This window comes from Shewanella sp. MTB7, from assembly GCF_027571385.1.
Taxonomy (GTDB): Bacteria; Pseudomonadota; Gammaproteobacteria; order Enterobacterales; family Shewanellaceae; genus Shewanella.
The window spans coordinates 4,345,720-4,361,839 of record NZ_CP085636.1 but is presented as its reverse complement, the minus strand read 5'-3'; the positions used below and the strand labels follow the sequence as shown (position 1 = coordinate 4,361,839).

Here is a 16,120-nt window from a genome sequence, read left to right as displayed (position 1 = left end):
CAAACTGGACAGTATTCAAGAAGTTTGAATACTTCCTTTTTCGAATGAAAGTTTGAAGTAAACGTTGACCTTGTATTTAAGCTTTCACCACGTCTGTTATTAGCGTGTTCGGGGATTACGACCTGGTCGTAGCCCCTATTTTCACCCCCGTCTCATCGCCAATATATTTGTCTTTCTTGTAGCGAGAAATGGATAGTTCAGCTTATTATTCTGTGTATCTTTACAATTTATATACAAAAGCCCCCTTTGAGTGGAAATTTCTTGTATATTTGATTATTAAATACTTTTTAAGTGCTTATGTTGAAGTTAGGCTCTGTGTAGCGTGACTCTTTTCTTTGGATGTAGATATGGACAGATTGCTACAAATCATCTTGCTTGTGTTGATGTTGCTTGGCCTCTGTGTTGTTTTTTGGCGGCTACGTTTATTAACAATTAAAGATAAAGATACGTTTTCTGGATATGCTCAATATGGTCGTCTGGCTGGAGCTGGGATTATTATTTTTGTCACCATCATTTTCTTGATTGCCAGAATTGGATTAGTGGTTGCGGATAAGAATGACAGAGAGAAAAGTGGTCAATCCCTGCTAGGAGTTGTCGATGTTGCCGATGCTGCCGTTGAAGCTTGGGTCGCGGGTTGGGAGGACCGAATTTTAAGTGTTGCTTTTAATCCGATACTCCATGGACACGTGGAAGATCTAATCAATGCACCGAGAGACAGGGCGAGTCTATTATTGGACTCTGATGTCGAGTGGGCCCGCTCTGCTTATTATCGTTACAGCAAACCTTTTGGCACCATGGGTTTTTTTATTATCTCATCAGATGGTACCAATCTGGCGTCAAATCGTGATGAAAATTTAGGGTTGATTAACATTATTCAAACTAATTACCCGGAATTATTGGCCAGTGCATTCAAGGGAGAAATAGTGATCACACCTCCAATGAATTCAGATGTTGCACTGTTAAATCCGAGCGGTATCTTAGATAAGAGCACGCCAACCATGTTTGTGATAAGCCCTATTGAATTTGTAGATGGCTCTATTCCAGCTGTATTAGCTTTGCGTATTAATCCCTATTTAGAGTTCTCTAAGCTCACTAGCAGCGCTCATATCGGCGAAACGGGAGATTCATATTTTGTAGATGACCATGGTCGTTTACTGACTGAAAGCCGTTTTAATGACAAGTTAGTTGAACTCGGTATGTTACAAAAAGGGGAAACATCAGTATTGAACCTAGTCTCTGCAATCCCAAAAAATAAGTTTGAAGAAGTCGGTGTCTCACCAGATCCATCTAATAAAGTGTATCTCACTGAAAGTGCAAGGCAGATCAGTGGGCATTTAGATGGGCAGGATTTTTCGGGGTATATCGATTTTAAGGGCGATGAGGTTATCGGCGCATGGCGCTGGAGTGATAAATATGGTTTTGGCATTGTTTCTGAACTGACCTTGAAAGAGGCCCGAAAGAATTACTCAAGCTTTCAGCGAATTGTTTATGGAATGTTCGCGGTGGTTGTTTTGCTTGTATGTATCATTTTTATGGGTTCTGTTTGGGTGGGCCGCAGAATTCACGAACAGCTAAAGGCGGTCAACGATAAGTTAGAAGATAGAGTGAACACCCGCACAATGGAGTTACAGGAGAGAGAGCATCGCCTGTGGGATCTTTATGAACACTCGCCAGTCGCTTATGCCTCATTAGACATCAAAGGAAACTTTATAAAGCATAATCTGGCATTTTCGAAATTGACGGGTCGAGAGCGTGAGGAATTTGCCCATCTTAAGTTTAATGATGTTATCAAACACAGTGAAAAATTTACCCAAGAGTTATTTTCACATGTGCTATCTGGTGAGGTTACTTCAGATATCAGAGTGGAGCTTTTTAGGGAGGATAATCAAAGAAAGTTTGCTTCAATGACAGTGATCTCTAAATTGGATGAACAAGGCAACCTTGAAGATATTCGCCTCTCATTACTCGATGTGACCCAAAGAGAACAAGCGCGAAAAGAGCTTAAAAATAATCAAGCTCAATTTAGCTCAATGGTCAGTAATATCCAAGGTGCGGTGTTTAGATATCGACTCAGTAAAGACTGGCGGACTTCTGTGATGCTATATACGAGTCCGAATATGGCACAGATAACAGGGTACGAGATTGAGGATTTTTTAGGAGAAACACCTAAGGTTAATTTGTTTGATTTGATACATCCAGCAGATGTCGCTGAGCTCAATACACAGATGGAATTGAGTCGAGTGGATGGTACTTCATTGAGAGTCGATGTCAGAATTATTCATGCTTCTAATATTGAACGTTATGTGCAGATCCGTGCGCTCTTCTCTATTAATAATCATGGTGTAGAAGAGTACCTTGACGTCAGTATTTTTGATATTACCGAGCAAAAAACCAGTGAGATAAAACTGCACGAATCAGAGAATCGTCTTGAAGTTGCATCCAATAGTGCTCAGCTTGGCATGTGGGACTCTTTCCCATTAGAAGGGAAGGTGTTAATTAATAATGTATGCGCCACTATGCTGGGCTACAAGGTAACAGAATTGTGTATTCGTGAAGATAAATGGTCTGAATTAAAGCATGGTAACAGGACCTGGATCGGCTTGATACACCGAGATGACCGTCAGCTCTATAGTGAGCTGATAGAAGCTCATATCATTGGAGATGATGAGGTTTATCGACAAGAGTTAAGACTGTTGAATCGGTCAGGTCAATATGAGTGGATATTGAGTGTCGGTAAGGTATTTGAACGCAATAGTCGAGGCAGAGCGATAAGAGTTAGCGGTATCAATATGAATATCGATGCCGCTAAGCGGCTTGAAAAAGAGCTCGAGTTAGCAAAACAAAAAGCGGACAGTGCCAATAGAGCTAAAAGTGATTTCCTTGCCAATATGAGCCATGAGATCAGAACCCCGATGAATGCCATTATCGGTATGTCCCATCTTGCTTTAGAGACGGCTCTTGATAGGAAGCAGCGTAACTATATAGAAAAAGTGAATCGCTCAGCTGAGTCTCTGCTCGGTATTATTAATGACATTCTCGATTTTTCTAAAATAGAAGCAGGTAAGTTAGATATTGAAAAAATTGATTTCTCCTTGGAAGATGTACTTGAAGATGTCAGTGATCTCGTTGGCTTTAAAGCCGAAGATAAAGGGATAGAATTACTGTTTCATACCGACTCATTATTGCCAAGTTATTTTAATGGTGATCCTCTGCGTTTATCTCAGGTACTCACCAATCTTAGTAACAACGCGATTAAATTTACTGAGCAAGGAGAAGTGCTGATTAAAGTGTTTGCTCAATCTCAAAGCGAGACCAGCATAGAGTTGATTTTTGAGATAACTGACACGGGTATCGGGATGTCAAAAGAGCAGCAATTAAAGTTGTTTAAAGCATTTTCTCAGGCTGACACTTCAACGACTAGAAAGCATGGCGGTACCGGGTTGGGGCTTATTATCAGTCAGAACTTAGTTGAGCTAATGGGAGGCGTCATTAGTTTTGAGAGCCAAGAAGGCGTAGGAAGCTGTTTCAAATTTAGCTTACCTTTAACTCCTGTTGAGGTACGCGAGACACCTACTCTTGATCAAGTTTCCCTTGAAAATATAAATGTACTTATTGTGGATGATAATGCCAATGCAAGGGAGATCTTCGCCAATATGTTAGAGGGCCATGGTATTGCATTTTCCCTTGCGGCAAATGGCCAGCAGGCTATGGGCTTACTCGAGCAAGAGGGCGCTTCATATCAGCTGGTGTTGCTGGATTGGAAAATGCCAGGGATGAGTGGCATTGAAACAGCAAAAGCGATTCAGCAATCAACATTGATACAGGAAAAACCTAAAATTTTAATGGTGACAGCTTATGGTAAAGAGGAGCTAATCGATTTAGCCGGTGATATTGAGTTTTCTGGGGTATTAACTAAACCAATCACTTCAACTCATTTGCTTAATACCATGCTTGAAGCTTTAGGGAGAGGGGGAAATAAGCAGAGTAAGAGCTCAATCAAAGAGGGTCAGTATCGTAATGCGCTAAAGCAGCTTGCTGGTGCTCATATTTTAATCGTTGAAGACAATGATCTCAATAGGGAGCTTATTGTGGATCTTCTGTCGAATAACCATATCTCTTCCGTTAGTGCCGTCAATGGTCAAGAGGCTATCGATTGCTTGCAAAAAGAGTCATTCGATGGCGTATTGATGGATTGCCAGATGCCTGTGATGGATGGTTATACAGCGACAAAAAAAATAAGACAAATGCAGGGTTTGTCTACTTTACCTATTGTTGCAATGACAGCTAATGCGATGGCGGGTGATAGAGAAAAAGCCATCGCCTCCGGTATGACTGATCACATCCCTAAACCCATAAATGTGCAGAATACTTTTATTACAATGGCGAAATCAATTAAGCCTGCAAATCCAAGAGACCCTGTTGATCTAGTGGTTAGTCATAGTGATAAGCTTAATGTTGTTGATGATTATCACTTTGTGCATATAAATGCTAAGTCGGGTTTAGAGCGTACTCAAGGTGATCGAAAGCTATATAGAAAGATTCTTAAACGCTTTAGTGATTCAACTGCGTCATTTGAAATCGATTTAACACAGGCTTTGAATAATGCTGATGTTAGTGCTGCAGAAAGAATCATCCATACACTTAAAGGAATTGCTGGGACAATCGGTGCGTCTGAACTGGCCAGTTACACCGCAGATTTTGAGTCTTATGTTAAATTAATGGATGTGACAGATATCAATATGCTTGAGATCGAGTCACAACTATTTAAGGTCAGGGGATCGTTAATTAAAGTAAGGGACGAACTCGAATATTATTTTGAATATTCAGTTGATGTTGTTGATAATCAAGAGCATGTGTCGGGAGAACTATCGGTTATTGAGTTGAAAGATAAATTAAGTAAACTCGACGCTATGTTAGATAATTATGAAGCGGAAGTAGGAGACTTTATCTTCGATGAGCTATATTTCCTAAGGGATGGTAGCTTAGCCCAAGAGTTCAATGAGCTTAGCAAGCAAGTGGAAAATTACGATTTTGAAGCTGCAAGAATTGTGGTCGCCTCAATATTATCGTCACTAAATGAGAACTAAATTAAGGGATCCTAAAAGTGGATAAGAGTCATGTTGAGAAAGCAACCGTTCTGGTCGTTGATGATACACCTGAGAACATTGATGTTTTAGCGGGAGTGCTGAGAGACAGTTATAAAGTGAAAGTCGCTAAAAATGGTGAAATAGCGTTAAGAATCACTCGCTCGTCAACGCCGCCTGATTTGATTTTATTGGATGTGATGATGGATGGTATTGATGGATATGAGGTGTGTCGTCAACTAAAAATAGATCATAGTACCCGTCATATTCCCATTATCTTTGTCACTGCGAAGATAGCCCAAGAAGATGAGGTGAGAGGGTTGGAATTAGGCGCGGTAGATTACATCACTAAACCAATTAGCCCAGCAATAGTGCTATTGAGAGTGAAAACGCATCTAGCCCTCTATAACCAAAATCGTGAGCTTGATCAAAAAGTGATGGAGAAGACCCAAGAGATATCTGATAACCAGCTAAAAGTAGTGCAAAGGTTAGGGAGGGCTGCTGAATATAAAGATAATGAAACAGGGATGCACGTTATCCGAATGAGTCATTATACCTACGTTTTGGCCCTTGCGACGGGGATGAGTGCGAAAGATGCTGAAACATTGAAGATTGCTGCTCCTATGCACGATGTCGGTAAAATTGGTATTCCGGATTCGATTTTACAGAAACAGGGAAAGCTCGATGATGATGAATGGCAAATCATGCTTACTCATGCCGAAATAGGTGCCCAAATCCTAGGGGATGATGGTTCTGAGATGTTAAACATCGCACGTATCATCGCGTTATCTCACCATGAAAAGTGGGATGGCAGTGGTTACCCTTATGGACTACAAGGTGAAGCTATTCCTAAAGTGGGGCGAATTGTGGCTATTGCCGATGTTTTTGATGCATTGACGAGTGTTAGGCCCTACAAGGAAGCCTGGTCTGTTGATGAAGCCATTCAATTATTGAAAGATGAATCTGGTCTGCATTTTGATCCAACGTTAGTATCTCTTTTTATCGACTCTTTGGATGAAATACTGGCAATTAAACGTCAATTTATAGGGTAGAAAGCCGGTATATCTGAACTAGACTTGTCAAAATATGAGTTACAGTTAGCTAATAAACATCAGGCTCAATCCCACAGAGGTCGACCCTGCCATTAAATGAGGTAAATGTTTAGGCTGGTAACTCGCAGTTAAAATCACCAATAAACCTGCAAAAGATAAGATGCCGATAAACAGTATACTGCCATAGGCAAAACCTAGATAACTGATCCCTACGTAGTAACTGAGGGTTAAAATAACCCAACCAGTCCAATATAACCCTCGACTCTGAGCTTGACTTGGGGAGTGTTTAAAGCTATCGCGAAAATGGGAAAACATAGCTAAAGCCATGCATCCTAAGGCCAGATAGGTAAACGTTAATAAGCTGAGGATCAGAGTGTTTGAGATCATCATCTATGCTCCTTTTGTCGGTGTAAGTTGAGTATGTTGTTGAGCTGCTTGTCCAACTGGTATTTCTGTTTTCGTTTCTTGCTTAATGCCACTGGATGTTTTTGATAAGCTGATTTTGTTGGCTAGTTTGTTTGAGGCAAACCAAAGGGCGCTACCTAGCAAGACGCACATCATGTCGAACCCAACTAAAACCCATTGCAGTTGACTGATATTACTTATCAGATGACTACTTGAGGTTAATGCATTGAGAACGGGTATGGCGATTAAGCCTATTGATCCAAGACGTAATACAAACCGCCAGCTTGTTTGTGTTCGGTTGATGCTGGCCAATACTGCGACGAGGGCTAAGGTAATAAAGAAGCCATTTGCCTCCCATTGGGCTCTGTTGGCCATCTCTGTAGGTAATAAACGATTAGCGTAGAAAAAACTACAAGTAGCGAGGGGGAGTCCGGCAATGAAAGTCAGGTTTAATCCCTCTACGAGACGTAAACCTAGGCTAGGCTTAGCACCGCCTGTGATGTTTTTTTGCTGTTTTTGACGTATTTTGACTGCCCATAAAAGAGTACCAGTTGCAATCATAGCGCAACCCATAATGCCGCATATAAAGAAAAATCCCCTAAGCAGAGGCTCTGCAAATCGAGCGGTGTGTAATGACATTAACGTATCGTGAGTAACATGAGTTGCCGATGGTGAATCAGGAATATCACCGACTAGTTTGCCGGTAACACCACTAAAAACTAAAGAAATACGTTTGTCTGTGACTGTTTGTTGCGTATTTTTATAAAAACTAATGCGGCTGTTCTCATCATTGAGATTGGTGATAACAACTTGCTTGATTGGTGCCTCTCCCCAATACGATTTCACCTGAGGCAGTAATGTGTTTATTTGGATCATATCGGCAGAAATACCAATGGATTTAACTTGCTCCCTAGCTGGCTTTAGCTCAGCACGAAAGGCGCGTACATCGCCATCATAAGCTGTTAGCACTCCCCAGGGCATATACATCAACATTAAGGTGATAAGGCCGGTATAGGTGATCATTAAATGATAAGGCAGAGCCAATACAGAACTGATATTGTGGGCATCTAACCAAGAGCGGCTGCCTTTGTTACGTCTGAAGTTAAAGAAGTCTTTAAAAATACGTTTATGGATCACGATGCCGCTGATCAAGGCCAGTAGCATAAATAGGGTACACAATCCGACTATCCAACGTGCAATATTTGCAGGCATATAATGAAGATCAAAATGTAAGCGATAGAAGAAATTACCACCGCGAGAGTCACGAACTTCAGTGATCACCCCTTGGTCATTATTTTTAATCACATGTTCAATAAACTCACCACGACGCTGCCCCGGCTTAGGCTGTGTCTGCCAGCTATAGCTCAGATAAGGTTTACGCTCGATAGGGAAATTAATACGCCAGTCTTTGGCATCTGCTGCATGTTGCTCTAAATAGCGTTGTCCCTGGACTAATTGTTGACTGAGATGGCTATCTTGATAGCTTTGAAATACCTCATGATGCAGCTCAGGCTGAGTCCAGAGGGAAATCTCATAACGGTAGTAGCTCATTGTTCCAGCAAAAAAGACCAATAATAAAACCCAGCATACGAGCAGACCTACCCAAGTATGTAACCAGGTCATAGTGCGGAAAAAAGTCTCTTTCATGGCTTAGTCTACAACAAGTATGAGAAGGTAGAACAGGGTGCTTATGCATAAAATATCGCGCCAAGCTTGCCAACTTTTTTTCACACTAAAAGACCAAAGTGCAGCAGCAAGATAGAAAACAAAGGATAACATCATGGCCACAAGGACACTTTCAGCGGTGGGAAGTGGCAGAGATATAGCGAGTAAGCCACACGCCGTTGCAGCTAGAATATAACCACCAAAAATGGCTGCTAATGCACGAGATAAAATGTCGCCTCCCTTGGTTGCAAATAGAGCTCGAAACGTACAATTCGCTAATACCACAGTGCTTCCTAATGGGGGGAAATTAAATGAACATAATATTAGTGATTTTACATGAATACTCAGAAATGAGAACGGTTTTCATTTGTATTTAATGTGTAAAGATTCTCAAATGAGATCTGTGCCTCAAAGCATTGTTTTTAGTGAGTGATACAGGGACATAAAATGAACATATTTGATCCTATGATAAGCATTTAGATTTTGCAGGAGAATTGATGGGCTAGGTTATAGTTTTACCTCAAGTGGTTATAATTTTGTTTATGCTTATAGTGAACCTTAGGTTTAGACCTCTTTCTTTGTAGTCAAGAATGCAGCGTTTTGTTCGTTTTTATGACGGTTAGCTTAGTTTTGTCTTAATTTTATACATTGAATATAAGGGAGGCTTGCATTTGTTGAATATGAGGAGTAAAAATTAAGTTAGCTAATTTGATAGTTTATGACACAGCTTATTTTCAATTGCGGTACAGAGTGGGGACTGCAAGCAATCAGATTAAGCCATTGTGCTGGCCGTGATAGCTAACACTGAAATGTCATCATTAGAATGGATACAGAGTAATAAAGGACTGATAGAAAAGGGTAAATTTAAATAAGTGTGTGGCAATCGTTACTGAGTAAATTTATTTTACATGCCCCCTTGTGTTTTCCCTTCTCAGCCCCAAACTCTATTATTGAAGTAATTCTTAAAAGGAAAACCTATGAAAATAAATCTTTCTGGTCACCACGTTGATATTAGTGATTCAATCAAAGAACATGTGAACGACAAGTTTTCTAAAATCGCCACTCACTTTCCGACGTTAATCTCACTGGATGTTATCATCTCAAAAGAGCACGGCGAGCATCAAGTTGAGTTACGTACTAATTATGAAGGTAGCCGAATTTCTGCTTCTGGTACAAACGAAATCATGTTTCCGGCTATCACTTCAGCATCAAAGAAACTTGATGCCGCACTTAAACATCGTAAAGGGCAATTAAAAGCCGATCTGCATGAGAAACCTGTGAGTACGACTCCTGAGATTGCTCATGAGATCATTCAAGAGATGAAGCTGGTTTAAGTTAGCGATATTTAGGCATCATTTTATTGCTGGCTAAATAAAATAAACGAAATAGAAGAAATAAAATACTAAAGCCATCGATTATTCGGTGGTTTTTTTTTGGGTTAACCAAAAATTCAATATCAACTCAGAACGTTATACCGTTTTGTTAACTCAGTGCTTGCTGTTTTCCATGAATTGTAGACTGGTAAATTCATGCTTATTTATACATCCCTATTATGGTGGCGAATTTTTGTTGTTCTTTGGGAACAAGTCAGTAAATGTATACTAGGTAGGCTTTATACCAATTGGTATTACTTATTTAAATCGTTTAGTTCTGCTACTATCTTATTCTTGCGAGATTTAAGAAATAATCACCTGTCGTGGAGTTAACTTGTCACCTTCATCTTTCGGAACATTACCCCAAGTAATGCTCTATTTTTGCCCATTAAATGTCGATGAGATGAACTTAGAGCAGGTTGAGCAGATACGTCAATGGCTATCTGAAGATGAGTTGGCCAAGGTATCACGATATATTCAACCCCAAGCTCGGGATAAAGGTCTGATGGTAAGGGGTTATCTCAGAGGCATTCTATCCCTACACACTGGTACTGCTGGGAAGATAGCTCCTCAAGATTGGCGCTTTGTATATGGCGAGAAAGGAAAACCTGATTTAATCGCAAAGCAACGTGTACATACGGGACTTAAGTTTAATATTAGTCACAGTGGTGATTGGCTAGTGATAGCAGTGCTCGATGCTAAGCAAACGTCGATGGCAGATACCTATAATGACGATATTGAATTGGGTGTTGATATAGAGCGCAGTAGAGCGAATACGAACATCTATTCGATTTTAAATCACTATTTTACTCAAACCGAATCTGATGAGCTCTTAACCCTGCCGGAACATTTGCAACGGGAGCGTTTCTTTGATCTTTGGGCGTTGAAAGAGTCTTATATTAAAGCCAAAGGGTTGGGCTTATCTCTGTCGCTTAAATCCTTTAGCTTTGATTTTAGCCAAATGATAGAAAATCGTTGTTTACTTGAGGCTCATGGGTCAGATATTAAGGTTTTGCCTCTGTTTAACAATATAACCTTGAACATTCATGATGAGCATCGGGGTAAAAATGCAGATGACTCAAGATGGTCTGTTTACCTTGCTAAATTGAACGAGGAATATCGCTTTGCTTTGAGTATATCAAATGTTGGCAAAGTTGATTTAAACACGCTGGAGTTAACAGTGCAGGAGATGTTGGCGAGATTAGATTGTGATAGTTAAACAAGAAGCAGGTTGAGATTAAACTAGACCTGCTCTTAAGGATTAAGTATGGAAGTTACCTTAATCCCTTTTTAGAGTTATACCATTAACCCACTATTTTCAGTATTTAGCTTCTAAGGTTAACCAAATTTTATCAGTATCGGCGTTAGAGTAGCCTATGTGACTGTCACCACCTGTGTAGCTGGCATATTTAACACTTACGTCATAGTGGTTAGCAAAAGTGTAAGAGGCCGAAACACCCCACTCTTGGCCCATGTCGATGTCACCATAGTCAGAGTCAAACTTATGGTATTTGGCCAGTAAATTAAGACCTGAAACTTTAGCGGTCAAGATGACGTGGGTATCGACCAAACCATTGTCCCAGTTACCCGCACCACCGAAGAGGAACTTATCGGTCCAACCGTTAAAGGCGTGTAAGGTAGCAAGTGGCGTAATGAATCCCGCCTTACCATCGTCAGAACCTAGTACTTCATAGCCTATTTTAGCACCAAAGCCTTGATAGCCGATCCCTGCGCCTAACTTGTAGTAGTTCGCTGTGTAGGTTGTCGGGTTATCCCCACCTTCAGACTGTTGAGCATACTCAGCTTCATAGTTAAACTTGAGGGTATCTAGCTTTACATTACCAGTCGCACGAATACCGTAGGTATCGGTTGAGAACTTAGCGACATCTAGGTTGTCGATAAGGTAGGCATAACCGCTAAGGTGAACGAAGTCGAGTCCCTTATAGTTAATATTGAGTAAATTAGTTTCGTTTTTATGTTTATCGTTACCTGAGTCTTCTGAGAAAATTCGGTTTACATTATTGATGTAAGCGTAGTAAGCGGTTAGGTGCTCAATAGCAGTATTTTGTATTGAAAAGGCATCATAGGTTTGTTCATTTTGGCGGAAGCCAACACCACCAACGAATCTTTGATTATCTAATAGGATACGTTGTCTACCATATTTTAATAATGTATTAGCTGGAGCTCGGTAACCAATAAAGGCTTGGTTGATTTGGGTGTACTCATAATCGGCAATGAGGGGTTCATTATCAGTTGAGCGTACATCATCAATTTCAGTTAGACCAAAGAAGTTGTAGATGTCACCTGTTTTATAGGTGAGGCGTGTGCGTAAAGTTGTTTGATTTTGATCATCTACATTCTCCACATCGGCTTGCTCATAGCGTAAACGGAACTGGAGATTGACCTCTGCATCGTCGATAAAGGCTTTTTTTAATGGATCAACAGTATCTGCAGCAATGGCTGATGCGGAAATACTTGCTAAGATGGCTAGGGTTAGCGCACGAACTTTCATTATGTAGTCCTTATAAATTATGATTACTTTGCAAATTTGTAGATGTTATAGATGTTTACAGAGTAGTGATTTTTGATTTAGAACAATGTTAATTGATGATTCTTGTCACTGTTTAAGATATGTGACCAAGGTCAATATATGGCGCCAAGTTTGATGTACCTCAAAAGTGGTATTAATCGTTTTATCTAATATATCTATGACTAAACAGGATGATTCCTAACAGTCTGTCGACAATTTCATTTAGTTGTATTTACCAAGCTCGAGTGAGTGGAAACAGATAATTAACTTAGGTAAACGATTTGTTGTATTTGAATCTAGATTTTATGATTTAAGGAGGGTGGTGCGGGGAATTGATGTTTTCTTGTGAATTCATGAATGTAGAAAGGTGAGGCTAAAACACGCCAGAAAGGAGCGTTTTAGCTGATGCTATATAGTCTTATCTCACAAAATAACGTCTTTACTAACTTAAAAGGGCTGTCTACTTACTGCCTAGCTAGTCTATGGTTTTCTGGAGTATGCTCGAAGTCACTACGGTAAGGGTTGATATCTAAGCCCCCACGTCGGGTGTAACGGGCGTAGACGGTTAACTTTGCACAGTGGCAGAAACGTTTTAGATCAACAAAGATCCGTTCGATACACTGCTCGTGAAACTCATTATGTTGACGGAATGAAATAAGGTAACGTAGCAGTTTCTCGCGATCGATCTTAGGTCCTTGGTAACGGATCATTACACTGCCCCAATCGGGTTGAGATGTAATTAAACAGTTAGATTTTAACAGGTTAGAGTTTAATGTTTCGGCGACTACGGCTTTGTCATCTGTACTGTCGAGTAGATAATCGGGATTAAAATTGTAATTGTGGATCTCAATGTCTAGATCGTCAATACAGGTACCCGGAAGTTCAACAATGCGTTGGTGAGTGAAGTGTTTAGGTTCGATAATTTTAACCAATACCTCACCATTTGCACAGCGGCTTAGGTCATCCGCTAATCTAGCTTGAACCTGTTCAATGGAGTCAAACTTTGTTTGATTGAAGCTATTGAGGTATAGCTTAAAAGATTTGGATTCGATTAAGTGTTCGCTATCGAAATTGAGGAGGAATTCAGCGATAGCGATCATAGGCTTTCCTTTGGCATTGAGCCAAGAAAGTTCATAACCTGTCCAGATATCAGTGCCATGGAAGGGCAGAGTGCCAACGAGTTCTATGGCATCACGGTTGAGTTTACGGGGAACCCCTTGCAGCAGAGATGCATCATACTCAGACTGATAGCCAGTCGCTTTTCCTAGCGTGAGTTCAGAAAGAGCTTTTGCGTCACTATAAGGATCATGAATTTGTGTCATCAATGGTTTTTCCATGGCAAAATAGGTAACCATTATACCTGATTTTGGACAACAACTAAGTGTCTTCTTTATCTGCGCTGAATAAATTCTTAAAAATGTACCATCAAGCTTATATCGATAAGTTAGGAGAATCTCCTCGCTATTATCCTCAAGGAGAAGACTCCCCTTGTATCGAAGGTGAGTTTACTGAAGATGTGCATGGCGAGGGAATGAATAATACCGTTCATTGGCAGCCGAAAGAGAGAGAAGAGCATGTCAACTTTGATAATGTGGAAACAGCGCTAGAGATAAAGTTACATCCAGACATCAATGGTTTGTTTTGCACTCATTTTTCCGCTCCACTCCTATTTGACTCAAAGTGGGGAACAGGTGAGCTATTACAGGTGTGGAATAAGACGGATTTTGATTATCTACAGCAAAATATCATCGGTCACCTGATGATGAAGAAAAAACTTAAACAGGCACCAACCTGGTTTATTGGTGTTTTAGGTGACGGAGATCGAATGCTCATTGTCGATAATGAAGATGGTAGTGTGTGGACGGAGATCCCAGGCCAAGTACCTAGTGAGAAACTGGCTGATTCGCTTGAAAGCTTCATTAGTTCTTTGGTGCCGAGAGTGGCTCCGCCTGAACTGCATATAGAAGAATCTATGCCTGAATTGGATCACCCAGGAATTTGGCATCGCATTAAATTGATGTGGCAGAATTTAAAAAGATCCTAGGCTCTAGGTCCTAGGATCTACTATTTAAAGATGATCCCAAGAGATATTCGATACAATACGACACTCATCACAGCGAAAATGAAACATATCTAGTAAAGGTTCATCTAAGAGCCACTCTTTGTTACCACAACGTGGACAAGGTCGTTGTTTCTCAGAGATTAAGCTGTCTCCACCTACGCGATAAAGGTAGTAGTAAGTTGAGATGTTAGTCTGAAATTCAATTCTTCCTCTGATATCCCAACCACGGCGGAAAAGATCACTGTTAGTTGAGGTAAGTTCTTCTAAAGCAGCAAATTCTGCTTTAGTACCCGCAGCCATCTGTAGCTCATCACAGGCTTGCCACTCGGTCTGCCAACGGATAACACGTTTATGGTCGCCGTTAAAGGTTGCAGGTAACTGATAGAGTGGGATGGGTTGCAGTGTGTCACCATTTCGCACTGGTGAACACATATGTACATAACTGGTGTAGATGAGCTGCCAACTCGGCTTTTCAAAACTGCTACTTTCTGAATTGATATCTTGACCTATATATTTATCTCTTGGGGCTAGCAACTTGGCATGTGTTAGTTCATTCAATGCTGCGTTCACCCAAGGACTGTTAAAACGTTTGGCCAGACTACTTTTTTCTGGCATTAACAGCCTAACTCTAAAGTCACCATCATTGAAAGCAATGGCAAACTCTCTTCCTAATACCTGCCCGTTGGCTCGATAAGCTTCCAGAAGCCCATTTATCGCTTTTTCAGCAGAGGTCATAGTAGTGTCGTCAAAACACTCAAATCGTAGTTCTACAACGTGCATTATTTTTGAACCTTATGGTCTATTTCTAACTGAGATATTCTAATGTTAAGCTGTTGATAAATATCTTTTAGTTGTTTAATTTCTTGCTTAAGTTTATCAAGTTCAGATATCTCTTGTGTATTTTCTGGTTGAAGTAAATGAGTGTCGGGAGTTTGTATTTGCGCGATTGACTCCAGAGACATTGATTTAAACTGTTGCAAACCTTGGATAAGTATGGGCAATGGAACACTGTTCCCCAGTTTTGTTTTTATTAAGACCAGGCTAGGCTGCTTTCCTGTACTTGCTACTGATTTTGCAGCTGCTAACACATGTTCTAAAGGACTCATCATTGGTTATTTTTCTCAATAGCTAGCTTAAAAGACTAATAAAAATATTTGCTAAAAAACAAAGTCAATAAAAACAAGTAGATATATTCTGGCCTGTTACTTGCTTTAAAGCATCTTATCTATAATAAAGAAACAGGAAGTCATAGTGAAAACAAATTTAATTGGTTTAGTGTTCGTAGGGGTCGCAAGTTTAGGCTTAAGCGGTTGTGTTATCAACCTTGGTGAGAGCGATTCAGGCTGGAACAGTTGGGAGCAAACTCAGTCGGCTAACCGTGATAATCTAACGAAATTAAACCTAGGTATGAGCCAAGATCAAGTTAAAGTATTGATGGGAGATGCGGATTTTTATGAGGCTTATATTCAGAACGAGAAAGAGGTGCATGTGCTTTTTTATCGAACCCAGCGAACTAAGGAAGATGGTAAGACTACAAAAGATGAATGCACTCCTGTAGTCATCAGTAATAATGCCGTTGTTGGTTGGGGTGAGAAGGCCTACATCAGTATTTGAGTTACCTTCTGATTAAGGCGTCTAAATGGTCAATAAGTTCAGACCATTGGGCGTCCTCGTCTATCGCCTCTCGCAAAAAACTTTTTTGTGACTCACTCCAAAAAACCGCCTGACTAATTAACACATTTTTTGGGATCTGATTGTCCGCTATAAACTTGTCGATATTTTCTTCACTGCTGTCTATGCCTAGTTGATCAAATAAATGACTAAGATCTTGTGGTGTCGTATCCATTGACTGCTCCTTATGGCGGTATCACAAAGCTAAATAGCTAATACTTATTATGGATCAAACTTGAACAAAAGAGATTTTTTTAACAGTGCTTCTGATTAATATT

General features: G+C 40.3%; 14 protein-coding genes. 6 read left to right on the top strand and 8 right to left on the bottom strand.

The features are described 5' to 3' along the window. The first annotated feature begins 347 nt into the window (after positions 1-347). Complete coding sequence (locus HWQ47_RS18885; protein ID WP_269967605.1) at positions 348-5,087, top strand: response regulator; 4,740 nt, start codon at positions 348-350, stop codon at positions 5,085-5,087. 17 nt (positions 5,088-5,104) lie between these two features. Beyond that, complete coding sequence (locus HWQ47_RS18880; protein ID WP_269967604.1) at positions 5,105-6,136, top strand: HD-GYP domain-containing protein; 1,032 nt, start codon at positions 5,105-5,107, stop codon at positions 6,134-6,136. Between the two features lie 45 nt (positions 6,137-6,181). Here the strand turns inward: HWQ47_RS18880 and HWQ47_RS18875 are convergent, their stop codons facing one another. From HWQ47_RS18875 to HWQ47_RS18865, 3 genes are read right to left on the bottom strand one after another with little or no spacing between them, the layout of a single operon-like run. Beyond that, a complete protein-coding gene (locus HWQ47_RS18875; RefSeq protein WP_442802079.1) occupies positions 6,182-6,526 on the bottom strand; it encodes a DUF3325 domain-containing protein in 345 nt (114 codons plus the stop codon). Then, entirely contained in the window at positions 6,527-8,188 is a 1,662-nt protein-coding gene (locus HWQ47_RS18870; protein WP_269967603.1) for a PepSY-associated TM helix domain-containing protein, read from the bottom strand. It lies immediately after the preceding gene. Positions 8,189-8,191: 3 nt separating this feature from the next. Beyond that, positions 8,192-8,491 carry a hypothetical protein gene (locus tag HWQ47_RS18865; RefSeq protein WP_269967602.1) on the bottom strand — a complete coding sequence of 100 codons (300 nt, stop codon included), beginning with the start codon at positions 8,489-8,491 and terminating at the stop codon, positions 8,192-8,194. A 692-nt stretch (positions 8,492-9,183) separates the two neighbouring features. Here HWQ47_RS18865 and hpf point away from each other — a divergent pair. Together hpf and HWQ47_RS18855 are read left to right on the top strand one after the other, a co-directional pair. Then, the gene (gene hpf / locus HWQ47_RS18860; RefSeq protein WP_144040236.1) at positions 9,184-9,540 is read left to right on the top strand and encodes a ribosome hibernation-promoting factor, HPF/YfiA family; all 357 of its coding nucleotides are present in this window, start codon (positions 9,184-9,186) and stop codon (positions 9,538-9,540) included. Between the two features lie 373 nt (positions 9,541-9,913). After that, on the top strand, positions 9,914-10,798 hold the full coding sequence (locus HWQ47_RS18855; RefSeq protein ID WP_269967601.1) for a 4'-phosphopantetheinyl transferase family protein: 885 nt from the start codon (positions 9,914-9,916) through the stop codon (positions 10,796-10,798). A 99-nt stretch (positions 10,799-10,897) separates the two neighbouring features. Here the strand turns inward: HWQ47_RS18855 and HWQ47_RS18850 are convergent, their stop codons facing one another. Next, on the bottom strand, positions 10,898-12,091 hold the full coding sequence (locus tag HWQ47_RS18850) for an alginate export family protein (RefSeq protein WP_269967600.1): 1,194 nt from the start codon (positions 12,089-12,091) through the stop codon (positions 10,898-10,900). Positions 12,092-12,573: 482 nt separating this feature from the next. After that, a complete protein-coding gene (gene queF / locus HWQ47_RS18845) occupies positions 12,574-13,431 on the bottom strand; it encodes an NADPH-dependent 7-cyano-7-deazaguanine reductase QueF (protein WP_269967599.1) in 858 nt (285 codons plus the stop codon). A 59-nt stretch (positions 13,432-13,490) separates the two neighbouring features. Between queF and syd the strand changes: the two genes are divergently transcribed. Next, positions 13,491-14,153 (top strand): SecY-interacting protein, encoded by a 663-nt coding sequence (gene syd / locus HWQ47_RS18840; protein WP_269967598.1) that lies wholly within the window; start codon positions 13,491-13,493, stop codon positions 14,151-14,153. Positions 14,154-14,177: 24 nt separating this feature from the next. On the opposite strand, the gene HWQ47_RS18835 is transcribed toward syd, so the two are convergent. Together HWQ47_RS18835 and HWQ47_RS18830 are read right to left on the bottom strand one after the other, a co-directional pair. Then, positions 14,178-14,951 (bottom strand): Zn-ribbon-containing protein, encoded by a 774-nt coding sequence (locus HWQ47_RS18835; protein WP_269967597.1) that lies wholly within the window; start codon positions 14,949-14,951, stop codon positions 14,178-14,180. Beyond that, positions 14,951-15,280, bottom strand: coding sequence for a hypothetical protein (locus HWQ47_RS18830; protein ID WP_442802080.1), 330 nt, complete (start codon positions 15,278-15,280; stop codon positions 14,951-14,953). The genes HWQ47_RS18835 and HWQ47_RS18830 overlap by 1 nt, the downstream gene beginning before the upstream one ends. A 142-nt stretch (positions 15,281-15,422) precedes the next feature. Between HWQ47_RS18830 and HWQ47_RS18825 the strand changes: the two genes are divergently transcribed. Next, a complete protein-coding gene (locus HWQ47_RS18825; RefSeq protein ID WP_269967596.1) occupies positions 15,423-15,785 on the top strand; it encodes a DUF3192 domain-containing protein in 363 nt (120 codons plus the stop codon). Position 15,786: 1 nt separating this feature from the next. Here the strand turns inward: HWQ47_RS18825 and HWQ47_RS18820 are convergent, their stop codons facing one another. Next, complete coding sequence (locus HWQ47_RS18820) at positions 15,787-16,017, bottom strand: DUF2789 domain-containing protein (RefSeq protein ID WP_269967595.1); 231 nt, start codon at positions 16,015-16,017, stop codon at positions 15,787-15,789. Between the last annotated feature and the right edge of the window lie 103 nt (positions 16,018-16,120).